The 21,459-nt window shown below is 47.6% G+C and carries 25 protein-coding genes; 20 read left to right on the top strand and 5 right to left on the bottom strand.

All coding sequences use genetic code 11. The features are described 5' to 3' along the window. A partial coding sequence (locus Y79_RS1000000121940; protein WP_420535146.1) for a hypothetical protein occupies positions 1-94 on the bottom strand: 94 nt, incomplete at its 3' end. A gap of 299 nt (positions 95-393) precedes the next feature. Between Y79_RS1000000121940 and Y79_RS0106390 the strand changes: the two genes are divergently transcribed. The 8 genes from Y79_RS0106390 (at position 394) to Y79_RS0106425 (ending at position 4,541) form a co-directional block, all read left to right on the top strand. Further along, positions 394-1,113 (top strand): YebC/PmpR family DNA-binding transcriptional regulator, encoded by a 720-nt coding sequence (locus tag Y79_RS0106390; protein ID WP_014469866.1) that lies wholly within the window; start codon positions 394-396, stop codon positions 1,111-1,113. A gap of 179 nt (positions 1,114-1,292) precedes the next feature. Then, positions 1,293-1,589 carry a hypothetical protein gene (locus Y79_RS0106395; protein ID WP_016936941.1) on the top strand — a complete coding sequence of 99 codons (297 nt, stop codon included), beginning with the start codon at positions 1,293-1,295 and terminating at the stop codon, positions 1,587-1,589. A 147-nt stretch (positions 1,590-1,736) separates the two neighbouring features. Beyond that, on the top strand, positions 1,737-1,985 hold the full coding sequence (gene cotJA, locus Y79_RS0106400; protein ID WP_003155704.1) for a spore coat-associated protein CotJA: 249 nt from the start codon (positions 1,737-1,739) through the stop codon (positions 1,983-1,985). Beyond that, positions 1,969-2,232 (top strand): spore coat protein CotJB, encoded by a 264-nt coding sequence (gene cotJB, locus Y79_RS0106405; protein ID WP_007408934.1) that lies wholly within the window; start codon positions 1,969-1,971, stop codon positions 2,230-2,232. Before cotJA ends, cotJB begins: the two co-directional genes overlap by 17 nt. Before the next feature lie 14 nt (positions 2,233-2,246). Further along, complete coding sequence (gene cotJC, locus Y79_RS0106410; RefSeq protein WP_013351314.1) at positions 2,247-2,816, top strand: spore coat protein CotJC; 570 nt, start codon at positions 2,247-2,249, stop codon at positions 2,814-2,816. 88 nt (positions 2,817-2,904) lie between these two features. Next, positions 2,905-3,438 (top strand): GNAT family N-acetyltransferase, encoded by a 534-nt coding sequence (locus Y79_RS0106415; protein ID WP_016936942.1) that lies wholly within the window; start codon positions 2,905-2,907, stop codon positions 3,436-3,438. Between the two features lie 30 nt (positions 3,439-3,468). After that, positions 3,469-3,747 carry a YesK-like family protein gene (locus tag Y79_RS0106420; protein ID WP_016936943.1) on the top strand — a complete coding sequence of 93 codons (279 nt, stop codon included), beginning with the start codon at positions 3,469-3,471 and terminating at the stop codon, positions 3,745-3,747. A gap of 104 nt (positions 3,748-3,851) precedes the next feature. After that, positions 3,852-4,541 (top strand): YetF domain-containing protein, encoded by a 690-nt coding sequence (locus tag Y79_RS0106425; protein ID WP_016936944.1) that lies wholly within the window; start codon positions 3,852-3,854, stop codon positions 4,539-4,541. Between the two features lie 32 nt (positions 4,542-4,573). Here Y79_RS0106425 and hmoA read toward each other — a convergent pair whose 3' ends face one another. Together hmoA and Y79_RS0106435 are read right to left on the bottom strand one after the other, a co-directional pair. Further along, positions 4,574-4,900: a heme-degrading oxygenase HmoA gene (gene hmoA / locus Y79_RS0106430; RefSeq protein ID WP_016936945.1), complete on the bottom strand. Its 327-nt coding sequence runs from the start codon at positions 4,898-4,900 to the stop codon at positions 4,574-4,576. Positions 4,901-4,973: 73 nt separating this feature from the next. Continuing rightward, on the bottom strand, positions 4,974-5,336 hold the full coding sequence (locus Y79_RS0106435) for a VOC family protein (protein WP_016936946.1): 363 nt from the start codon (positions 5,334-5,336) through the stop codon (positions 4,974-4,976). A gap of 161 nt (positions 5,337-5,497) precedes the next feature. Here Y79_RS0106435 and Y79_RS0106440 point away from each other — a divergent pair, with 161 nt between their 5' ends. The 8 genes from Y79_RS0106440 (at position 5,498) to Y79_RS0106475 (ending at position 11,844) form a co-directional block, all read left to right on the top strand. Next, a complete protein-coding gene (locus Y79_RS0106440; protein WP_016936947.1) occupies positions 5,498-6,364 on the top strand; it encodes an STAS domain-containing protein in 867 nt (288 codons plus the stop codon). 239 nt (positions 6,365-6,603) lie between these two features. Next, a complete protein-coding gene (locus Y79_RS0106445; protein ID WP_016936948.1) occupies positions 6,604-7,674 on the top strand; it encodes a sulfate ABC transporter substrate-binding protein in 1,071 nt (356 codons plus the stop codon). A gap of 15 nt (positions 7,675-7,689) precedes the next feature. Beyond that, positions 7,690-8,526, top strand: coding sequence for a sulfate ABC transporter permease subunit CysT (cysT, locus tag Y79_RS0106450; protein ID WP_016936949.1), 837 nt, complete (start codon positions 7,690-7,692; stop codon positions 8,524-8,526). Between the two features lie 10 nt (positions 8,527-8,536). Next, positions 8,537-9,400, top strand: a complete 864-nt coding sequence (gene cysW / locus Y79_RS0106455; protein WP_016936950.1) for a sulfate ABC transporter permease subunit CysW — start codon at positions 8,537-8,539, stop codon at positions 9,398-9,400. 13 nt (positions 9,401-9,413) lie between these two features. Further along, positions 9,414-10,484 (top strand): sulfate/molybdate ABC transporter ATP-binding protein, encoded by a 1,071-nt coding sequence (locus Y79_RS0106460; protein WP_016936951.1) that lies wholly within the window; start codon positions 9,414-9,416, stop codon positions 10,482-10,484. 116 nt (positions 10,485-10,600) lie between these two features. Then, positions 10,601-10,777, top strand: a complete 177-nt coding sequence (locus tag Y79_RS1000000120695) for a YezD family protein (RefSeq protein ID WP_016936952.1) — start codon at positions 10,601-10,603, stop codon at positions 10,775-10,777. A gap of 29 nt (positions 10,778-10,806) precedes the next feature. Further along, on the top strand, positions 10,807-11,109 hold the full coding sequence (gene ribR / locus Y79_RS0106470) for an FMN riboswitch-binding regulator RibR (protein ID WP_016936953.1): 303 nt from the start codon (positions 10,807-10,809) through the stop codon (positions 11,107-11,109). Between the two features lie 90 nt (positions 11,110-11,199). Further along, the gene (locus Y79_RS0106475; RefSeq protein WP_016936954.1) at positions 11,200-11,844 is read left to right on the top strand and encodes a Bax inhibitor-1/YccA family protein; all 645 of its coding nucleotides are present in this window, start codon (positions 11,200-11,202) and stop codon (positions 11,842-11,844) included. A gap of 36 nt (positions 11,845-11,880) precedes the next feature. On the opposite strand, the gene Y79_RS0106480 is transcribed toward Y79_RS0106475, so the two are convergent. Further along, positions 11,881-12,393, bottom strand: a complete 513-nt coding sequence (locus Y79_RS0106480) for a MarR family transcriptional regulator (protein WP_016936955.1) — start codon at positions 12,391-12,393, stop codon at positions 11,881-11,883. 149 nt (positions 12,394-12,542) lie between these two features. Between Y79_RS0106480 and Y79_RS0106485 the strand changes: the two genes are divergently transcribed. Continuing rightward, complete coding sequence (locus Y79_RS0106485) at positions 12,543-13,664, top strand: FAD-dependent oxidoreductase (RefSeq protein WP_016936956.1); 1,122 nt, start codon at positions 12,543-12,545, stop codon at positions 13,662-13,664. A gap of 36 nt (positions 13,665-13,700) precedes the next feature. Here Y79_RS0106485 and Y79_RS0106490 read toward each other — a convergent pair whose 3' ends face one another. Further along, the gene (locus Y79_RS0106490; RefSeq protein ID WP_016936957.1) at positions 13,701-14,771 is read right to left on the bottom strand and encodes a DUF3900 domain-containing protein; all 1,071 of its coding nucleotides are present in this window, start codon (positions 14,769-14,771) and stop codon (positions 13,701-13,703) included. Positions 14,772-14,931: 160 nt separating this feature from the next. Between Y79_RS0106490 and Y79_RS0106495 the strand changes: the two genes are divergently transcribed. From Y79_RS0106495 to rfbF, 3 genes are all read left to right on the top strand, one after another. After that, a complete protein-coding gene (locus Y79_RS0106495) occupies positions 14,932-18,117 on the top strand; it encodes a bifunctional cytochrome P450/NADPH--P450 reductase (RefSeq protein ID WP_016936958.1) in 3,186 nt (1,061 codons plus the stop codon). A gap of 427 nt (positions 18,118-18,544) precedes the next feature. Further along, positions 18,545-20,473, top strand: coding sequence for a lipoteichoic acid synthase (ltaS, locus tag Y79_RS0106500; RefSeq protein WP_016936959.1), 1,929 nt, complete (start codon positions 18,545-18,547; stop codon positions 20,471-20,473). Between the two features lie 218 nt (positions 20,474-20,691). Continuing rightward, positions 20,692-21,456 carry a glucose-1-phosphate cytidylyltransferase gene (gene rfbF, locus Y79_RS0106505; RefSeq protein ID WP_016936960.1) on the top strand — a complete coding sequence of 255 codons (765 nt, stop codon included), beginning with the start codon at positions 20,692-20,694 and terminating at the stop codon, positions 21,454-21,456. Positions 21,457-21,459 lie beyond the last annotated feature (3 nt).

The following is a 21,459-nucleotide window of genomic DNA, read 5'->3' on the forward strand; positions in this document are numbered from 1 at the left end:
TTTTCAGGTTGACCATCTGACCGCGCAGTTTTTTATATTCACCCGCGCGCTGTTTGGCAGCGGCAAGCAGGCTGTTTGCTTCGAAAACTTTCATGACCATATCCTTTCTTTTGTTCGATATCAAAATTTTACCACGCGAATCGGGATATACAGTGTAGGAAATAGGTAATAAGAATAAAATGAATCTTTCGGCTTGCGACTTCCTTCCTGTATGAAAGGAGGCTTTTTATGTTTTGTACAATAACCCTCAAATACGGCTTAGTGCGCCGCGGTGATTTTAAGCGTGCCTGTTTTTTCTAATGTCTTACACTCGAAACAACCTAATCGCTGAGGTATAATAGAAACAGAGTATTTAATCATACAGATTCAATTCGTGAAAGAGAGTGGAACAAAATGGGCCGTAAGTGGAACAATATTAAAGAAAAGAAAGCATCAAAGGACGCAAATACGAGCCGGATTTACGCGAAGTTCGGCCGTGAGATTTATGTGGCGGCAAAACAAGGCGAGCCAGATCCGGAATCGAACCAGGCGTTAAAAGTGGTGCTTGAGCGCGCAAAGACGTACAGTGTGCCGAAAAATATTATTGAGCGTGCGATTGAAAAGGCGAAAGGCGGCGCGGAGGAGAACTTTGACGAGCTGCGTTACGAAGGTTTCGGGCCGAACGGTTCAATGATCATCGTTGATGCGTTAACGAATAATGTAAACCGCACGGCGCCTGAAGTTCGTGCCGCATTCGGGAAAAACGGAGGAAATATGGGTGTGAGCGGGTCTGTCGCTTACATGTTCGATGCGACTGCCGTTATCGGCGTTGAAGGCAAGACGGCGGATGAAGCGCTGGAATTGCTGATGGAAGCTGACGTGGACGTGCGCGATATCTTAGAAGAGGATGACAGTGTTATCGTGTATGCTGAGCCTGATCAATTCCATGCCGTACAAGAGGCATTCAAAAATGCCGGTGTTGAAGAGTTCACAGTTGCGGAGCTGACGATGCTTGCGCAAAATGAAATCGAGCTTCCCGAAGATGCGAAAGCTCAATTTGAAAAGCTGATCGATGTGCTGGAAGATTTGGAAGACGTACAGCAGGTTTATCACAATGTAGATTTAGGCGAATAAAGACAAAAAGGCCGGGGCGGCATAAGTTCCGGCCTTTTTATTTTGCTTATGCGGCCGGCCTGTATCGTATTTCTCCGTAAGCAATTATTGATTATTTCGCCAAAACTGGGCGGATGCCCATACGTTTCCTTCCGCATGTCATAAACTGGACTGTAACCTATGTGAAGGAGCGATAAATCATGGATGAAAGAAGACCGATTTACGGCGGCGGCTTTGGCGGCGGCTATGGAGGGTTTGGAGGCTACGGCGGCTACCCGGGATACGGTTTTGGCGGCTACGGAGGCTACGGCGGCTACGGAGGATATCCGGGATACGGTTTCGGCGGAGGCTACGGCTACCCGGGATACGGTTTTGGCGGTTACGGCGGCTATGGAGGGTTTGGAGGCTACCCGGGATACGGTTTTGGCGGCTATGGCGGAGGCTACGGCGGCTACCCGTTCCATCATCATCATCATCGGGACAGTCAATATATCTGACCATTCGGGAAAAAGCACTCTTGGACAGCAAGAGTGTTTTTTTGTGACCGTTTCTAAGCGCCGGGCTTTTTTCATTTCTTGCGGGGCATAAATGCCGTTACGGGTTCATACCTATTAAGGTCATGTGTTTAGGAAAGGAGGATCGTAATGAAAGAAAATCAGCCGTTTACACCGGTTAAATCTTATAAGCCCTTCCACAGCCGGTTTGATCCCTGCCCGCCGATCGGGAGAAAATACTACAGAACGCCGCCGCATCTTTATATGCGGTTTCAGCCGTATCACTTGGAGCAGTTTTCTCCGATGGAGGCATTGAGAAAAGGGACCCTTTGGAAGGATCTTTACGATTTCTATGATAATCCTTATCGGGGGGGAATCGAATATGGCGAAAAAGATTGATGATGAATACTATCGGCTGCTGGAGCAAATCCAGGCGGCGGACTTTGTCTTGGTGGAGCTGACGCTTTATCTGGATACGCATCCCCATGACCGTCTCGCGCTTCAGCAGTTTCATGAATATTCCCGGTACTCAAGGCAGCTGAGAAAACGGTTTGAACCTGAGTACGGACCGCTTCTGCAATTTGGCGTGAGTCAGGTTGGCGCGCAGTGGGATTGGGGCCGCGGTCCTTGGCCGTGGCAAGTATAAGGAGGGATCTGTAAATGTGGGTATATGAAAAAAAGCTGCAGTATCCGGTTAAAGTGAGCACATGCAACCCGATGCTGGCTAAGTTTTTGATTGAACAATACGGCGGGGCTGACGGCGAATTAGCCGCCGCGCTCCGGTATTTAAACCAGCGCTACACGATTCCTGATAAGGTGATCGGCCTGCTGACAGATATCGGCACGGAGGAGTTTGCCCATTTGGAAATGATTGCGACGATGATTTATAAGCTGACAAAAGATGCGACCCCGCAGCAGCTGCGTGATGCAGGGCTCAGCGACCATTACGTCAACCATGACAGCGCGCTGTTTTATCATAATGCGGCCGGAGTTCCGTTCACGGCGTCTTACATACAGGCAAAGGGAGACCCGATCGCTGATTTATATGAAGATATCGCTGCTGAAGAGAAGGCGAGAGCGACGTATCAATGGATTATTGATATTTCCGATGATCCTGACCTGAATGATTCACTCCGTTTTCTGCGTGAGCGTGAAATCGTTCACTCCATGCGTTTCAGGGAAGCGGTTGAGATTTTAAAAGAAGAACGTGATAAGAAGAAAATTTTTTAAACGGCCCTCAAACATGACGGCTGTTTTTTTCCTTTCTGCGTTTGGTCTATAATGAAGGTGTCGAATATTCTGATTACGGGAGGATTTTATGACACCATTTACGATTACGGAAGAGACGGCGGGAGCCTTCCGGGTCACCCTTGCCCGGAAGGATGATACAAAAGAGGTTATGGAGCTGCTCGTGTCAGCGGCGGAATGGCTTCGGGATAAAGGGTCAAACCAGTGGAGCGGGCTTTTGCAAGGGGAAGATACCCACAATATGCGGGAGGCAATCGCCAAAGGACATGTTTTTCTATTCAGGCAGAAAGTTGAGCTGGCCGGTGTCGTCATGCTGCTCCCCGAAGCAAGCGAGTGGGACAGACGTCTATGGGGCAATCAGGGACATGGAGAATCCGTATATCTGCATCGGCTGGCGATTAACAGGCGGTATGCAGGCGTGGGACTCGGCCGGACGATCATGACTTGGGCGGAGACGGGGGTGTCTTGTCCGGGAAAAACGAAAATCCGGCTCGATTGCGTGTCTGACAACAAGGCGCTTCAGTCGTTTTACAACGGGATGGGATACGAATCAAAAGGATTTGCATCAGGTTATCATTTGTTTGAAAAAGAGATGAGCAAATAAAAAGCTCCTCATGACGGAGGTACAAGAGACATGGGATATTTTTATCTGATCTGTCTGGCCGCGTTTTGTCTTAACTTTGCCGTATCGGCTGTTCTCCGTAAAAAATGGCCGAAAAAGATGTGGCCTGAATGCCTTTTGGCGGTACTGGGCCTTGCTGCATTCGGTACGGTTGTTTACAGCATTTTCGGTATTGGCGGCTGGGAAGGGATGGGCCTGGGCCTTGCTGCGATGTTTGCCGGTTTCGGAGCGGCCGCCGGTTATGTCGCTGAGACGTGCGTTCGGGTCGTGAAATCGAATCAAAAACATTAAACAGAGAAACGCGGCTGCGGCTGCGTTTTTTGTGTTTTCGGCCGCTGTATAGAAAACAGGCGGATGTCCATAATGGTAATGACTTTTAAGAAGAAGGTGCAGATATGGGACATTTATTTACAGTTGCTTGGGAATTAGTATGCGGTTTGGGTATTTTATTTGTGATTTTAAAATTGCTCGGAAAAACTCAATTCTCACAGATTACGCCATTTGATTTTATTTCGGCGCTTATTCTCGGCGAATTGGTCGGAAATGCGGTGTATGATAAAGGCGTCAGGATCGTTGAAATCATTTTTGCTTCTCTGTTATGGGGGATTTTAATCTATTTCATCGAACTGATTACGCAGAAAGTGAAAAGCTCCAGAAAGCTGTTGGAAGGCGAGCCGAACATTGTCATCCATAAAGGAAAACTGAAATATGATGTGCTGAAAAAGAATAAACTGGACATTAATCAGCTGCAGAGCCTTCTCAGACAGGCGAACTGCTTTTCCATACAGGAAGCGGAATATGCGATTTTAGAAACAAACGGGATGGTCAGCGTCCTGCCGAAATTTCCGTACGACACGACGAAAAACGGCGACATGCAAATAAAACCGAAGCAGGTCTCTTTACCGGTCACACTGATTATTGACGGTGAAGTGCTGCACGAAAATCTGAAAGAAGCCGGGGTGGAAGAAAAGCAGCTGACTCAGGAGCTGAAAAAGCTGAACATCAAAAAAACGGAGGACGTGTTGTATGCGGAATGGAAGCCCGATAAACCGCTGTTTGTCCTGCCGTATGAGGAGAAAAAATAAAAAGAGCTTTGCCCTGGGGCAAACGCTCTTTATTATTTTCCGTGTACGCCTGTTTTAACGGCTTTGACATGATACATACCGACGTCCGTCCCAAGCATGTAATCAGGTTTCGGCTTGCCTTGGTTTGCTTTGTGGGCCGCGATGTGATCTTCGCTTTTTTCCCATTGCTTCCAATGGTCTTCTGACTCCCAGCGGATTAAGACGACGACTTCTTCATCGCCGCGGCGGACTTTTTTCTCCAGGACTGTTACGTCAATCAAGCCTTCCTGCTTTTCGATTACGCCTTCTGAGCTGAAGCGTTCGATCACTTTATCGGCATGTCCTTCTTTTACGGTCATTTTTCTGATTTGCACGAACATCTGGCATCTCTCCAATCATTTTCAAGTTTTATTTTAAATGAAAATGATTCTCAAAGTCAATTAGGACGACTGATTACGATTTGAGGAGAAAGACATGACCTTCCTCGTCTTTAAATTGCACGAAGCTGCCCCACTCCATTTGTTTCGGTTCATCTATAAATGTGACGCCGTTTTTTTTCATCTGTTCGTACGCGGCAAAGACATCTTCGCATTCAAATACGATTGAAGCCTTCATATGCTCGGCCCCTTTCATCATTGCTTTCGGATAGATAACCAAATGAGTCTCGGCTCCTTTTGGCGCTACTTCAAGCCAGAAGGCATTCGGGCCCATCGGATGTTCGGCGACGGTTTCAAACCCCGCTTTTTCCGTCCAGAATGTTTTCGCTTTTTGCTGATCATCAGTGTATACGGCGACTGTCGCGATTTTTTTGATCATCTTACTGACCTCCTGTTTTATTTCTTTTATAGTGTGTCCTGCAGGCGAAAAAAGCAACCGAAAGCTTTAATGTGCCGGCTTTTTTTTATTTCTCTAGTACGATCGGCAATTCCGATTTATAATTTAGACAAAAGTACATATTCTTGAAAGAGGAGACGGCAGTGAACAAAGACCAATTACTTCATGATTATATTATTACACATTCGGCCGAGCTGACGGAAAAATGGCTCAAGCTGAGACGGAAGCTGAGAGGGCATTTTTATTCTGCGAATCAATTAAGTGAGGAAATGAAACAGCTGCTGATCGAGCAGCATACCTTTACGAACACGGCCGTCGCAAGCGCTTTTTTGGAAGACCCGGCTGTTTTTCAGCATAACAAAGAAAAATGGGCCGCACAGGTAGCGAAAAGCAGAGTGGAGCAGGACGCGCAGGTTCATGAGGTCGTTGAAGCGATCGGCAATTCAAGAACCGTCTTTTGGGATGCGGTCACCCGTTTTATAGATGAGCATCAGGATATCGTAACAAAAGAGGATGTCCGCCGCTGGAATCACCTTGTTAACAGCTCATTTGATCAGCTGATGACGGATTTTACTGAACAGTATCAGACATTAATGATCGCGAGGCTGTCATCTCAGCAGGAGCTTATTTCCGAATTGAGCTGTCCGGTTATTTTGATCGCGGATACGATCGGCACTCTGCCGCTCATCGGCGCGATTGATACGAGACGGGCGCGCGTGATATTGGAGACGGTGCCGGAAAACTGTGTCGCCAAACGGATCACAAACCTTGTGATTGATCTGTCCGGTGTGCCCATTGTCGATACGATGGTGGCGCAGCAATTGTACATGCTGTCGAAAACGTTATTTCTTCTCGGCATCAGAACCGTATTTTCCGGCATTCGGCCTGATGTGGCACAGACTTCTATCCAATTGGGACTTGATTTTTCAGCGTATCAAACCTACGGCTCTCTGGAGCAGGCGCTCGCCAGCATGGGTGTCACATGTACGATCGAGGAAACAAAAGCATAGAAAAAAGGTGCTCCGGCCAGAGGCGGGGCGCTTTTTTTGTCAGCGGGAAACAATTTAAATATTCAAAAACTTAGTTGACAGCTAGGGATAGTTTGAATTATTCTTATACACATCGAACCGGCACCAATAGCTGATCGTACACAAACGAAAGCTGGCCGTATTGCCCATATCTGATACTGGTATAATGGCCCATCAGTCAACTGAAGGCATATTATTTTCCTTTTTTAAAAGGAGATAATATGCCTTTTTTTATGCAGAGAAAGAGAGGAGAAATCAGGCAAATGAAAAAAATAACGGCATTTTTAGTATTACTTTTACTGGCAGGGACGCTGTCAGCCTGTCAGTCTGAGTCCGGGAGCGCTTCATCAGACGGAAAAACCGTTCAGCTGCTGAATGTATCGTATGATCCGACGCGGGAGCTGTATAAAGAGTATAATCAGGCCTTTTCTTCTTATTGGAAAAAGAAAACGGGTCAAGATGTAACCGTACAGCAATCGCACGGTGGTTCGGGGAAACAGGCCAGATCCGTTATAGACGGACTTGACGCTGATGTCGTAACACTTGCTTTGGGCTATGACATTGATTCGATAGCCGAAAAAGCTCATCTCATTGATCAAAACTGGCAGTCCCGTCTGCCGGATCAATCAACTCCTTACACGTCAACCATTGTGTTCTTAGTCAGAAAAGGAAATCCGAAACACATCACTGATTGGGCTGACTTAGCGAAAAAGGGTGTTTCTGTCATTACGCCCAACCCGAAAACATCCGGCGGAGCCAGATGGAACTATTTAGCGGCCTGGGCATATGCGGATGAAACGTATCATCATGACGAAACGAAAATCAAACAGTTTATGAAAGACCTCTATGGCAATGTGGAAGTACTTGATTCAGGGGCGCGGGGGGCAACGACCAGTTTTACAGAAAGAGGGATGGGGGATGTATTGATCGCTTGGGAAAATGAGGCCTATCTCACACTGAAGGAATTCGGCAAGGAAAAGTTTGAGATTGTCAATCCGTCAATCAGCATTCTTGCTGAGCCTCCTGTCTCTGTCGTCGACAAAACGGCGGATAAAAAAGGAACAAAAAAAGCGGCTGAAGCATATTTATCCTATCTCTACAGCAAAAAAGGACAGGAGATCGCCGCGAAGAATTTTTACCGGCCACGCGATAAAGAGGTTCTGAAAAAGTATGAAAAACAATTCCCGCATATCAAAACAGTGACGGTCGAAAAGGAATTCGGCGGCTGGAAAAAAGCGCAGGAAACCCATTTCAATGACGGCGGAACCTTTGACAGCATCTATGGGAAATAGAAAGAGGAAACGATGATGAGAACACTGCTTTTCAAAAAAACAAAACCGTCCGTGATTCCGGGTTTCGGACTAACGATGGGATTTACATTTTTATATATGGCCGTTTTGGTTATCGTGCCGCTCTCAATGGTGTTTTTTCAAACCATGTCAATGGGCCCCGGGGACGTCTGGCGTATCATTTCTGAGCCGAGAGCCGCAGCTTCCTATCGTCTGAGCTTCATGACGGCGGGCTGCGCTGCTTTGATCAATGCGGTTTTCGGCGTTGTCATCGCCTGGGTGCTGACGAGATATGACTTTCCGGGGAAGAGGCTGGCTGACGGCCTGGTTGATCTGCCGTTTGCGCTGCCGACCGCCGTCGCAGGCATTACATTAACGGCAATGTATTCACCGGACGGCTGGATCGGACAGCTGGTTCCTTTCCGTATCTCATTTACGCCGATCGGCATTGTCATCGCATTAACATTTATCGGGCTGCCTTTTGTCGTCAGGATGGTTCAGCCCGTCTTAGAAAGTCTCCAAAAAGAAACGGAAGAAGCATCTGCCTCACTCGGAGCCTCAAAATGGAAAACCTTTCGAAGGGTCATTCTGCCGGAGCTGTTTCCTTCTATTCTATCGGGTTTTGCATTATCCTTTGCCCGCGCTCTCGGGGAGTATGGTTCTGTTGTATTTATCGCGGGCAATATGCCGTTTAAAACCGAGATTTCCCCGCTGATCATTATGACGAAATTAGAGCAATACGATTATGCCGGGGCAACAGCTGTTGCGGCAGTCATGCTTGTCATCACATTTTTCATTTTATTCATCATCAATGGATTGCAATGGCTCACCGCGAGAAAATACGCAGGAAGGTAGGGGATTTTCCATGCAGCTGGAAACAGCCAAAACAGCCGCACCAAAGCGGGAGATGCGGGAATCACCCGTTGTGAAATGGGTGCTGATCTCAGCGGTTCTGCTCTTTTTGTCCATATTTTTAATCATGCCGCTTGCATTTATATTTATTGAAGCTTTTAAAAAGGGGGCGGAGGCCTATATCCTCTTTGTCACGCATCCGGATTCCCTTGCCGCGATGAAATTGACGCTCCTCGTCGTTTTCATCACGGTTCCGCTGAATACGCTGTTCGGCGTTGCCGCGGCGTGGGCTGTGACCAAATATGAATTCAGGGGGAAAAGTCTGTTTATGACACTGATTGATCTGCCGTTTGCCGTGTCTCCGGTAATCGCGGGCTTAATCTTTGTCCTTTTGTTCGGGCTTCACGGCTGGCTTGGTCCATTTTTACTTGATCACCAGATAAAAATCGTATTCGCCGTCCCGGGCATCGTGCTTGCATCCTTGTTTGTGACGCTCCCTTTCATCGCCCGCGAATTAATACCGCTTATGCAAAGCTTGGGAAATGCTGAAGAAGAAGCGTCCGTCACCCTTGGTGCTGGAGGCTGGAGAACGTTTTGGCATGTCACGCTTCCTAATATCAAGTGGGGGCTGATCTACGGGGTGATTTTAAGCACGGCCCGGACAATCGGCGAATTCGGCGCCGTATCAGTCGTTTCCGGCCATGTCAGGGGTGTTACCAACACGCTCCCGCTTCATATCGAAATTTTGTACAACGAATATCAGTTTACGGCCGCTTTTGCGGTGGCTTCTGTCATGTCGGTTTTTGCGATTGTGACACTGTTTTTGAAAAATATCATTGAATGGAAAGCCGGTTATCGCTCTGCCAAAGCCGGGTGAGGAAGGAGTCATTATGGAGATTACGATCGACAGTATTTCTAAGCAATACGGAAACTATCAGGCATTGCGGGATATCAATCTTCACGTCAATAATGGCGAGCTGGTCGCGCTTCTCGGCCCGTCAGGCTCAGGCAAAACGTCATTGCTGAGAGTTATTGCCGGCCTTGAGCAGGCGGATGGGGGGCGTGTCCTGTTCGGAAGACAAGATGTGACAAATACACATGTGAAAAGCAGACATGTCGGTTTTGTGTTTCAGCACTATGCGTTATTCAGCAAGATGACAATCTTTGAAAATGTCGCCTACGGATTAAAAGTCCGTCCGCGAAAGCAGCGCCCTGCCAAAAAAGAAATTGCCGAAAAGGTCAGAGAGCTTCTCGCTCTTGTAAAACTGGAACCTTATGAAAAGCGCTACCCTTCGCAGCTGTCAGGCGGACAAAGGCAGAGAGCTGCCCTCGCACGCGCCTTGGCCGTAGAACCGAAAATTTTGCTTTTGGATGAACCGTTCGGCGCGCTCGACGCAAAAGTAAGAAAAGAATTGAGACAATGGCTCAGGCGGCTTCATGATGAATTCAGCATGACAAGTATTTTCGTCACTCACGACCAGGAAGAAGCACTTGATGTGGCTGACCGGATCATCATCATGAATGAAGGCGTGATTGAACAGATCGGAACGCCGCAGGAGGTCTATGATTACCCCGCAAACCCGTTTGTGTACGACTTTCTTGGCAGTGTCAATGTATTTGAAGGAAAAGTGGAAGGAGGAAAGCTGATCACCGGAAATGCGGTATTACCTGTCGGGCATGCTGATCAGGACAGGGGGATCGCTTATGTGAGGCCCCATCATTTTACCGTAGAAAAAAATCCGTCCGGTCTGCATTCATTTGAAGTAAAGGCGGCGCATATCCGCGCCATCGGGCCGTCCGTCAGATTGGAAGCCGTCCGTACCGACACAGGCCAGCATTTGGAGATTGAGCTTTCAAAGGAGCAATATGACGACTTGGGGGCCGGTGTCGGTGACACAGTTTATGTCAAAGCGAAGGAAGTGAAAGTATTCGCAACGAAATCATATCCAAAAATCGTGTAAATGTTATTGATTTTTGGAGGGAAACATAATAGTATAATTATATATTTCTTATCAGAATAGTATGAATTAAAAATCATTGTCTTAAGATGAACGGCCAGACATAAAGGGGGAGCATGATGACGTCCAAAGGAAACGTAGATCCGCATGTGGTTGAAAAGATTATCAGTGCGCTGGAAACGATCGATTTCGGGACTGTTCAGATTACGGTTCATAATTCCCAAGTGACACAAATTGATAAGGTGGAGAAATATCGATTTTCCCTGAAGAGCAAAGAAGCAAAACAGCAATCTTAAAAAACGGCCAATGACAGGAGGCGGTACATATGAAGCATTCAACTGTTCCTTTCCGGGAGAGCCGGTATCTGCACCTGCCCGAAGTGCGCTTTCTGCATTGGTGCACGAAGCAATACGGCATAAATAAAGGCGTGCTGAATACAATTGACGGCTGGTTTTATGATGCGGGCATCATTCCCGTTCCCGTCAGGCGTCTCTATGTGCTGGCGTTTCTCGATTATGCGAAAACGCCGGGACAGAAGGGGAATATCCGATTCGGGCACGGCGGATTAACGAAAAAACTGCATGATTTCATGAATATGCAGGAGTGTGCAGCAAAACGCCAGGCCTGATATCCTTAAAATCTTCTTAAAATCATGCAAATTTCTCCCATTTTATTTATAATAGACCTATCACGATCATTTTTTGGGAGGACTTTTGACATGCAAACTGCTGCTTATGAGAGCAAACAATCTATTATGCAGCGCATTATAACGGTATTTGTGTTTACGCTGTTAGTTGCGACAATCGGCCTGTATACCGGCCAGTTCATTCCGCCGGCATTGATGCTGCCGCTTTCGATCTTAGAGGTCGTCATGATCTTTGCGGCGTTTTGGCTGCGCCGAAAAAAAGCCGTCGGATATGCGTTTGTGTTTTCATTCGCTTTTATTTCCGGAATGACGCTGTTTCCGATTATCAGCCATTATGCGTCCGCAGCGGGCGCCTATGTCGTATTGGAGGCATTCGGCTCTTCGTTTGTGATTTTCGCGGTGCTCGGCACAATCGGCGCTAAGACGAAAAAGGACTTGTCGTTTTTATGGTCCTTCTTGCTTGTCGCTGTTATCGCGCTTCTTGCGGTGGGGATCTTTAATATTTTCAGCCCGCTGAATTCCGCCGCTATGATGGCGTATTCCGTCATCGGAACGATTGTGTTTTCAATGTACATCTTATACGACCTGAACCAGATCAAACACCGTGACATCACGGCGGATCTGATTCCTTTGATGGCATTGACGCTTTATATCGACTTTATCAACCTGTTTATCAACCTGCTTCGGTTTTTCGGGATTTTAAACAGTGATGATTAACCGCGCGAAAAAGGCGCCCTTCTAAAGGGGCGCCTTTTATGTTCTGCCGCCGGAAAACAGCAGAATCTTATCAAATAAAACTTCAAGCATTTTTGTGAAGGCCGCTTTTTCTTCAGCGGTGAAGTTTTCCATGACACCTGAAATTTTGGAAAAGTGGCCGGGGAGGAACAGCATCAGCTTTTCTTTTCCTTCCTTTGTGAGCTCGATACTGATTTTTCGTCTGTCGCCGGTATGCCGGCTGCGGTTTACAAAGCCGTCCCGTGCGAGTCCGTCGATCAATCCGGTGATGGTCGCTTTGGTGACGTTGGATTTTTTCGCCAGCTCCGTCGGACTCAGGCTGCGGCCGGGTGCGTCAAACAGAAACATTAAAATTTTGAATTTGCCTTCTGACAATCCGTGACTTGAGAAATAATGCTCCATGACTTGATTCATTTTTTTCGCCATATCAAATAAAGTCAAAAATGTTTTCAATGAGTCAGCATCCATATCGGCGTAAATCTCAGCGTGTCCGGCAATCTGCGAGTAATCCGGCAAATCTCTCAATTCCATTTTTGTAAGCCTCCGTACATTTTTGTGATTCAAAGTATAAGCTTGCCGGGTTCAAAAGGCAACTTATAAAGATTGACAGTTTTTCAGCCTATATAGTAAGGTGGCTAATAGTTAATGTGTGGTAAATAAATAGAGAAGGCGGTATCGTGATGAACCATGAAGTGAAGAAGATCATCATAGCGGGCGGAGGGATCGGCGGCTTGTCCGCAGCGATTTCTCTCGGGAGAGCGGGTTTTGAAGTGACCCTTTGCGAGGCGGCGTCCGACATGCGAAAAAGCGGAGCGGGCATTCTCCAGCCTCAAAATGCGCTGCGGGTGCTGAGGGAAATCGGGGTGTATGAAGAATGCTGCCAACACGGCTTTCAAACGGAATGGCTGAAGCAGCATGATGAAAACGGAACGCTGCGGTTTAAAGTGAGTGAGGCGTTTTTAGATGATTCATTGCCGGGGCGGAATAATATATTGCGGCAAACCTTAAATGATGTCCTCAGAAAGCATGCTGAAGCGGCGGGGGTTACGATTCTGCTGGGGAAAAGAGTCGTATCTTACGAAGAAACAGCAGATGAAATAACGGTGCATTTCGCAGACGGAACCGCGATGACGGCTGACATTCTCGCCGGTTTTGACGGCATCCGCTCTGCTGTCCGCGATCAAATGCTGCAAAGAGAAGTGGAAACGGAGTATCTCGGCATGGGGGCGCACAGATTTTACATCTCTTTTCCCGAGCCGATATTTCATGATTCGACACTGATGTATAAAAAAGGGCAGACACAGGTCGGGGTCGTGCCGCTGTCCGAAAAAACAGGATACGTATTTATCATCCGGCCGTATGACGCTGACTTCAGGGATGATGAGGACACGCGTTTTGAACGGGTGAAAGGCTTGCTGCGCGGATTTCCTGGAGTGAAGTTTGTGATAGAGAATATGTCAAAGGAATATCCCGTTTTGTTTCATAAGGTTGAGCAGATGGCGGTCAAAGAGCCGTGGCACAGAGGCCGCGTCGTTCTCGGCGGGGATGCCGTCCATGCAGGAGCGCCGACATTGGCGCAGGGCGCGGCGATGGCGATTGAAGACGCGATCGTGCTTAGTGAAGAACTGCAAAAGCACAAAAACCATGAAACTGCATGTCAAGCATACTTCGAACGACGGGCGGAGCGGGCTTTACGGGTGCAGAATCTCTCATCTGAAATCGTCCGCCGCGAGATAAAGGGAACGCCCGGCATCCAAGACATCATCGGTGAATGCCATCGATTGCTCAAAGAGCCTTATTAAATAAAGAAAGTCCAGAACATGACGTCTGGACTTTTGTCAGTCTTGTTCAGATTTATTCCGTATCCGCTCAATCACCTCATGCAGCCCCTCAGGCTTGTGAAACTCCACCGGCGAACTGCCTTTTTCAAACGAGATCGTCTCCGCCTCAATGAGCGCGACATAGCGCCCGTTTACTTTCGCAAGATGGATGGATTCGCCGAAATCGGCCAGCAATCCTTTAATCTCTGTTTCTCCGACTTTCATTTTCAGCTCGGCTTCCGGCGTATGTTCAATGATCTGGGCAGATGCTTCGATGACTTGATGGGTGTCGAGGCGCTCCTGAATTTCCCGCTTTTCACTCGCTTCCCAAATTTCAATGTCATGCTCAAACTGCTGAAGCTCTTCGCTGTTTTCTTCAAAGGTTTCATACACGTGTTCCTGCACCATGTTCATGACTTGGTTTTTCATGATTTCCGGCATCGATTCGCCGTATTCGACAAATTTGAGAAAGTCCTCAAAATAACGGGCATGCGAGGCTTGGTGGATTTTCAGCTCGTGCTCTTCCGTCATGCCTTCTTCCGGCATATACGGATATTGAATGCTTTTCATGTTTTTTGTCGTGATGGCCATTTCGACCTTTTTAATGAGAGATGAGGCGTCTGAAATCCGGGCGACCTTCGGCTCGAAATCGCATTTCATCATAAAGACGAACTTGTCCTCAAAATATTTACGCGGCACAGCAGATGCCACGATAAAAACACCGCCGCGAACGGCGCTCGTGTCCAGATAAGTGCGGACGAACTGCTCGCTTGCTTCGATAAATGCGTCTTTCGTATCCGCAAGTCTGGCACGGTTGAAAAGGTTGTAATTCGGATTTGAATCAAGCTCATGACCCGGCTCCGTGATAAAATGGCCGATTTTTGTGGGGACCTGCTCGGATTGCGGATGCCGTTCGGCTTTCCGTTTGACAATTTTCTTCAATTCCCCGTCCAGGAAATCCTTCAGCTCGCTTTCTTCAAATTCTTCCGTATCAAGCGTCTGGAAATGTTTGAACTGTTTGTTTGCCTGTTCGTCTTTTCCTTCCACTTGAATGACATAAAACGATAAAAACTTGATTTCAAAATCCATATATGAACTCACCTTATTTCTGTATTTGACAAGCCTCTCCAGTATAGAAAAAACCGTTAATGATCGTCAATGAGGATTGCCCGCCCTGGCGGATAATCAGCGGGTGAAAAGGGCACTGTAGTTGGAAGAAACGCATTCCGTTTAAGAAAGGGTGTTATTCATGAAGGAAACAAGTCCGATTCCGCAGCCGAAGACGTTCGGCCCGCTCGGAAATCTTCCTTTGCTTGATAAAGACAAGCCCACCATGTCGCTTCTCAAACTGGCAAATGAGCAGGGGCCTATTTTTCAGCTGCATACGCCGGCGGGCACGATTATCGTCGTGTCAGGCCATGAACTGGTGAAAGAGGTTTGTGATGAAGAACGGTTCGATAAAAGCATTGAAGGGGCTTTGGAGAAAGTCCGCGCGTTTGCCGGTGACGGGCTGTTTACAAGCTGGACGCATGAGCCCAACTGGCGAAAGGCGCATCATATTCTGATGCCGACCTTCAGCCAGCGCGCGATGAAAGATTATCATGCGATGATGACGGATATCGCGGTGCAGCTGATTCAAAAATGGGCAAGGCTGAACCCTGATGAGGCCGTTGATGTGCCTGCCGATATGACCCGGCTGACGCTCGATACGATCGGGCTGTGCGGTTTTAACTATCGGTTTAACAGCTATTACAGGGAAACGCCTCATCCGTTTATCAACAGCATGGTGCGCGCCCTTGATGAAGCGATGCACCAAATGCAGCGCCTTGATGTTCAGGATAAGCTCATGATCAGAACGAAGCGCCAATTTCATCACGACATTCAGGCGATGTTTTCGTTAGTAGACAGTATTATCGCAGAGCGTAAGTCGGACGGCGGCCGGGATGAAAAGGATCTGCTGGCCAGAATGCTGAATGTGGAAGACCCGGAAACAGGCGAAAAACTAGACGATGAAAATATTCGGTTTCAAATCATCACGTTTTTAATTGCCGGCCATGAAACGACAAGCGGCCTGCTTTCCTTTGCCATCTACTTTCTGCTGAAGCATCCCCGTGTTTTGGAAAAAGCCTATGAGGAAGCCGATCGGGTATTGACCGATCCCGTTCCTTCATATAAACAAGTGCTGGATCTTACTTATATCCGGATGATTTTGCAGGAGTCATTGCGCCTATGGCCGACCGCGCCTGCGTTCAGTCTTTATGCGAAAGAGGATACGGTGATCGGCGGGAAATATCCGATCACGGCAAAAGACAGAATTTCCGTCTTAATTCCTCAGCTTCACCGTGATAAAGAGGCGTGGGGCGACAATGCGGAGGAATTTTATCCGGAGCGGTTTGAACATCCGGATCAGGTGCCCCACCATGCGTACAAGCCGTTCGGAAACGGTCAGAGGGCGTGTATCGGTATGCAGTTCGCCCTGCACGAAGCAACTCTTGTTCTGGGTATGATTCTTCAGCATTTTACCTTCACAGACCACACCGATTATGAGCTGGATATTAAACAAACATTAACGCTCAAGCCCGGCGATTTTCATATACGGGTGCGGCCGCGAAACAAAGAAGGTGTTTCGGCTGCTCTCCCGGCGGCTGAAAAAGCGGCAGAAGGCGTCAAAAAAGAAAAACAGGAGACAAAAGGCGCTTCCATTATCGGACTTGATAACCGTCCGCTTCTGATTCTGTACGGCTCAGATACGGGAACTGCAGAAGGCGTGGCGCGGGAGCTTGCCGATACTGCCGGGATGCACGGCGTCCGTACTGAAACAGCGCCCTTGAATGACCGGATCGGAAAACTGCCGAAAGAAGGAGCGCTCTTGATCATTACATCCTCTTATAACGGAAAGCCTCCGAGCAACGCGGGGCAATTCGTGCAATGGCTTGAAGAAGTCAAACCCGGGGAACTGAAAGGCGTCCGATATGCCGTCTTCGGCTGCGGTGACCATAACTGGGCGGCGACATATCAGGCCGTTCCGAGACTGATTGATGAAAAACTCGCCGAAAAAGGGGCGGAACGCTTTTCTGCCCGCGGCGAAGGAGATGTCAGCGGCGATTTTGAAGGACAGCTTGATGAATGGAAAAAAAGGATGTGGGCGGACGCCATGAAAGCGTTCGATCTCAAGCTGAATGAAAATGCCGAAAAAGAGCGAAGTACGCTGGGCCTTCAATTTGTGAGCGGGCTTGGCGGCTCCCCTTTGGCACAGACGTATGAAGCGGTTTACGCCTCCGTTGCGGAAAACAGGGAGCTTCAGGCGCCGGAAAGCGGCCGGAGCACAAGGCATATTGAAATCATTCTGCCGAAAGAGGCTGCTTACAATGAGGGGGATCATCTCGGCGTTCTGCCGGTAAACAGCAAAGAGCAGGTCGGCCGTGTTCTCCGCCGGTATAATCTGAACGGGAACGACCAAGTGCTGCTGACGGCCAGCGGACAGAGCGCGGCTCATCTCCCGCTCGATCGGCCGGTCAGGCTGCACGATCTTCTGAGCAGCTGTGTCGAATTGCAGGAAGCGGCATCAAGGGCGCAAATCCGGGAAATGGCCGCTTATACGGTCTGCCCGCCGCACAAACGGGAATTGGAAGATTTACTCGGAGAGGGCGTCTATCAGGAGCAAATCTTAACATTGCGCGTCTCAATGCTCGATCTCCTTGAAAAATATGAAGCGTGTGAACTGCCGTTTGAGCGATTTTTGGAGCTTTTGCGTCCGCTGAAGCCGCGTTATTATTCGATTTCCAGTTCACCCCGGAAACATCCCGGGCAGGCTTCAATTACCGTCGGCGTCGTTCGCGGCCCCGCCCGGAGCGGTTTGGGGGAGTATCGCGGAGTCGCTTCGAATTATTTGGCGGAGCGCAGCCCTGAAGATGGTATCGTGATGTTTGTCCGCACTCCGGAAACAAGGTTCCGGCTGCCCGAAGACCCGGGAAAACCGATTATTATGGTCGGTCCCGGCACAGGAGTCGCCCCCTTCCGCGGATTTCTGCAGGCACGCGCGGCGTTAAAAGAAGAAGGGAAAGAGCTGGGGGAAGCTCATCTGTATTTCGGATGCAGAAACGATTATGATTTTATTTACCGTGATGAGCTTGAAGGTTATGAAAAAGACGGAGTCGTGACGCTTCATACGGCGTTTTCACGCAAAGAAGGCGTGCCGAAAACGTATGTGCAGCACGTCATGACGGAGGATGCCGAAGCTTTAATTTCGATCCTTGACCGGGGAGGGCATCTATACGTATGCGGCGACGGAAGCAAAATGGCGCCTGATGTAGAGGCAGCACTGCAAAAAGCGTATCAGTCGGTTCACGAAACAGATGCACGGCAAGCGCAAGAATGGATTTTGGATCTCCAAGCAAAGGGCATTTACGCAAAAGATGTCTGGGCCGGCATTTGACCGATTTGATGAAAAGGACTGGATGACCCCAGTCCTTTTTTGCATCGGCGGAAAAAAATATTCAAGTTTTTCAATCCCTTTGCATACAATAACTTCAGCCCGCCTGTCGGGCGGCTGCCTTTGATATTCATTTTTCGTTTTTAAGTAGTTTGTGTTATTCTTATATTTGGTATCTCCTATTTTCAGACCAGGTTTGAAACGGTACCTTTTAATGCCAGAAAAAAATGTGAAACGAAGAACGGATATCCTGCGTCTAATGGCTGGCGGGATAAGATGTTCAATGGGCATGACACGAATGATAAATATATCGTTTATTAAAATGGTGTGTTTATGGGGCTGTGTGATGCTTTCGTTTTGCTCGGAAAGCAGGAATTGAAGCAAAAAGTAAGAATACAGATTTAAAGTGTTTAGGAAAGTAGAGGTTGCCATGAAGAAATTATTTTCTTACAGACTTAGTTTTTTTGTACTGGCTATTATTTTGTTTTGGGCCAAAACGTATTTAGCCTATCATGCTGAATTCAACCTTGGGGTGAAGGGTCCGACGCAGCAGTTTCTGCTAGTGATCAATCCGTTCTCAAGCGCCATTTTCTTTTTAGGACTGGCATTGTTTGCGAAAGGCCGCAAATCAGCGATTATCATGGTGATTATTGATTTCATCATGACGTTTATTTTGTATGCGAATATCCTATTCTATCGATTCTTCGATGATTTCTTGACATTCCCTAACTTAAAGCAATCCGGTAATGTCGGAAATATGGGAGACGGCATCTTCAGCATTATGTCCGGCCATGATATTTTGTACTTTGTTGACATTATTATTTTAATCGCACTTCTGGTGTGGAGACGTGAGTTGAAGGAATTCAAGCTGAAAAAACGGTATACGTCATTAATTATCGTGACGGGTATTGTTTTGTTCTTTGTTAACTTGGCGATTGCCGAAGAGGACCGCCCGGAGCTGCTGACAAGAACGTTTGACCGCAATTACATTGTAAAATACTTAGGCCTTTATAATTACACGATTTATGACGGCGTGCAGACGGCGCAGACGGAAACGCAGCGGGCATATGCAAGCAGCGATGACCTGACGAGCGTTGAGAACTACACATCGTCGCATTATGCGAAGCCGAACGCCGAGTATTTCGGCAAGGCCAAAGGCAAAAATATCATTAAGATTCACTTGGAAAGTTTCCAATCGTTTTTAATCAACTACAAACTTGACGGAAAAGAAGTCACGCCGTTCCTGAATAAACTCGCCCGCGGCGGTGAGGACATGACGTACTTTGATAACTTTTTCCACCAAACAGGCCAAGGTAAAACATCTGACGCCGAGCTGATGATGGATAACAGCCTGTTCGGACTGCCTGAAGGGTCAGCCTTCGTGACAAAAGGGGAAAACACGTATCAATCGCTTCCTGCCATCCTTGACCAAAGTGAAGGCTATACAAGCGCCGTTTTACACGGTGACTACAAATCATTCTGGAACCGTGACCAGATTTACAAACATATCGGCTATGACAAATTCTTTGACGCCAGCACATACGATATGTCTGATGACAACCTTGTCAATATGGGACTGAAGGATAAACCGTTCTTCAAAGAATCCATTCCGAAGCTTAAATCGCTGAAACAGCCGTTCTATGCGCATTTGCTCACGCTGACGAACCATTATCCGTTTACGCTTGATGAAAAAGACGCAACGATCGAAAAAGCGAAAACGGGCGATGCGACTGTAGATGACTATTTCCAGACGGCGCGTTATCTTGACGAAGCGCTTGAACAGTTCTTTAAAGATCTGAAGTCATCCGGTTTATATGACAACTCGGTGATTATGATTTACGGAGACCACTACGGAATCTCTGAAAACCATAACCGCGCGATGAAAGAAATTCTCGGCAAAGAAATTACGCCTTATCAAAACGCGCAGAACCAGCGTGTGCCGCTTATGCTTCACATCCCCGGCAAAAAAGGCGGAGTGAACCATACATTCGGCGGTGAAATGGACGTTGTGCCGACGATCCTTCACTTGGAAGGCATCGATTCTAAGAAATATATTAATTTCGGTACCGATCTCTTCTCGAAAGACCATGATGATACGGTGACGTTCCGTAACGGAGACTACGTCACGCCGAAATATACTTCTATCTCCAATGTCGTATACGATACGAAGACAGGAAAAGAACTGAAAGGCAATCAGGAAACGAAAAATCTGAAAGCCAGAGTCACAGAGCAGCTGAAGCTGTCTGACAGCGTGATGTACAAAGACTTGCTCAGATTCCACAAATTGAGCGACTTTACGCCGGTTGATCCGTCTAAATATCATTACGGCAAAGAAAAGCTTAATGAGGATAATAAATAATAGAAAGAGCCTTACGGATGGTTTTCCGTGAGGCTCTTTTTTTGTGTGTATCTTCACCAATCTGAAAAAAGAGAGAGCTTTCGGTCACAAAGGGCGCCAATCTCTCATATCTTAGAGTAGATTTTGAAACCGGTGATAGAGAATCGGACAAATTATCCGGTTGGTTTCTCTTGTACGGGCGGTTTCGAATCCAATATTCACAGAGAAGAGGGGTAGAGATGAAAGCAGTCATTCTCTGCGGCGGAAAAGGAACGAGAATGAGCGAAATCACCAATGAACGTCCCAAACCGCTCGCCATGATAGGCGGAAAACCGATTCTATGGCATATTATGAAACTCTATCAATACTATGGCGTGAACGAATTTATCCTGCTTCTTGGTTTCAAAGGAGAGCTGATTAAGGAATATTTCTTAGATTATGACTGGAAGAATCACAGCATGACGCTCGACAGCTCTACCGGAGAAGTGCGGATATTGGGAAAATCCGAGCCGTGGAAAATCACTTTTTTAGACACGGGGGAACACACGCAGACAGCGGGGCGGCTTTTACAGGCAAAGGACATCATCGGTGATGAAACCTTTCTCATGACATACGGAGACGGACTGGCCAACATCAACCTGTTTCATCTGATCAGCTATCATCAATCAAAAGGGGCTGCGGCAACCGTCACCGGTATTGAAAAGACCTCGCAATTCGGGACGCTGACGGTCGAAGACGGCATGGCGAAAAGCTTTTCTGAAAAAACCTCGAGTGACGGCATCATCAACGGCGGATTCTTCGTGCTCAGCCCGAAGGTATTTGATTATCTGCCGAAAGACAGCGATGTCATGTTTGAAGAAGAACCGCTGAAGGAGCTGGCGAAGGACGGCGAATTGGCGGTATATCGGCATTACGGTTTCTGGACGGCGATCGATACGTATAAAAACCTGCTGGAAATCAACAAGATGTGGGATCAAGGACAACATGTATGGAAGGTATGGTGATCA

The organism is Bacillus siamensis KCTC 13613 (assembly GCF_000262045.1).
GTDB classification, from domain to species: domain Bacteria; phylum Bacillota; class Bacilli; order Bacillales; family Bacillaceae; genus Bacillus; species Bacillus siamensis.

What these genes read in the sequence shown, in the direction of transcription:
- cotJC (WP_013351314.1), top strand. Translation starts at nt 2,247, where the DNA reads ATGTGGGTATATGAAAAAAAGCTGCAGTATCCGGTTAAAGTGAGCACA.
- cysW (WP_016936950.1), top strand. Translation starts at nt 8,537, where the DNA reads ATGCAGCTGGAAACAGCCAAAACAGCCGCACCAAAGCGGGAGATGCGG.
- Y79_RS0106420 (WP_016936943.1), top strand. Translation starts at nt 3,469, where the DNA reads ATGGGATATTTTTATCTGATCTGTCTGGCCGCGTTTTGTCTTAACTTT.
- rfbF (WP_016936960.1), top strand. Translation starts at nt 20,692, where the DNA reads ATGAAAGCAGTCATTCTCTGCGGCGGAAAAGGAACGAGAATGAGCGAA.
- Y79_RS0106485 (WP_016936956.1), top strand. Translation starts at nt 12,543, where the DNA reads ATGAACCATGAAGTGAAGAAGATCATCATAGCGGGCGGAGGGATCGGC.
- ltaS (WP_016936959.1), top strand. Translation starts at nt 18,545, where the DNA reads ATGAAGAAATTATTTTCTTACAGACTTAGTTTTTTTGTACTGGCTATT.
- Y79_RS0106445 (WP_016936948.1), top strand. Translation starts at nt 6,604, where the DNA reads ATGCCTTTTTTTATGCAGAGAAAGAGAGGAGAAATCAGGCAAATGAAA.
- Y79_RS0106475 (WP_016936954.1), top strand. Translation starts at nt 11,200, where the DNA reads ATGCAAACTGCTGCTTATGAGAGCAAACAATCTATTATGCAGCGCATT.
- ribR (WP_016936953.1), top strand. Translation starts at nt 10,807, where the DNA reads ATGAAGCATTCAACTGTTCCTTTCCGGGAGAGCCGGTATCTGCACCTG.
- hmoA (WP_016936945.1), bottom strand. Translation starts at nt 4,900, where the DNA reads ATGTTCGTGCAAATCAGAAAAATGACCGTAAAAGAAGGACATGCCGAT.
- Y79_RS0106490 (WP_016936957.1), bottom strand. Translation starts at nt 14,771, where the DNA reads ATGGATTTTGAAATCAAGTTTTTATCGTTTTATGTCATTCAAGTGGAA.
- Y79_RS0106460 (WP_016936951.1), top strand. Translation starts at nt 9,414, where the DNA reads ATGGAGATTACGATCGACAGTATTTCTAAGCAATACGGAAACTATCAG.
- cysT (WP_016936949.1), top strand. Translation starts at nt 7,690, where the DNA reads ATGAGAACACTGCTTTTCAAAAAAACAAAACCGTCCGTGATTCCGGGT.
- cotJA (WP_003155704.1), top strand. Translation starts at nt 1,737, where the DNA reads ATGAAAGAAAATCAGCCGTTTACACCGGTTAAATCTTATAAGCCCTTC.
- Y79_RS1000000120695 (WP_016936952.1), top strand. Translation starts at nt 10,601, where the DNA reads ATGACGTCCAAAGGAAACGTAGATCCGCATGTGGTTGAAAAGATTATC.
- Y79_RS0106425 (WP_016936944.1), top strand. Translation starts at nt 3,852, where the DNA reads ATGGGACATTTATTTACAGTTGCTTGGGAATTAGTATGCGGTTTGGGT.
- Y79_RS0106480 (WP_016936955.1), bottom strand. Translation starts at nt 12,393, where the DNA reads ATGGAATTGAGAGATTTGCCGGATTACTCGCAGATTGCCGGACACGCT.
- cotJB (WP_007408934.1), top strand. Translation starts at nt 1,969, where the DNA reads ATGGCGAAAAAGATTGATGATGAATACTATCGGCTGCTGGAGCAAATC.
- Y79_RS0106395 (WP_016936941.1), top strand. Translation starts at nt 1,293, where the DNA reads ATGGATGAAAGAAGACCGATTTACGGCGGCGGCTTTGGCGGCGGCTAT.
- Y79_RS0106495 (WP_016936958.1), top strand. Translation starts at nt 14,932, where the DNA reads ATGAAGGAAACAAGTCCGATTCCGCAGCCGAAGACGTTCGGCCCGCTC.
- Y79_RS0106390 (WP_014469866.1), top strand. Translation starts at nt 394, where the DNA reads ATGGGCCGTAAGTGGAACAATATTAAAGAAAAGAAAGCATCAAAGGAC.
- Y79_RS0106435 (WP_016936946.1), bottom strand. Translation starts at nt 5,336, where the DNA reads ATGATCAAAAAAATCGCGACAGTCGCCGTATACACTGATGATCAGCAA.
- Y79_RS0106415 (WP_016936942.1), top strand. Translation starts at nt 2,905, where the DNA reads ATGACACCATTTACGATTACGGAAGAGACGGCGGGAGCCTTCCGGGTC.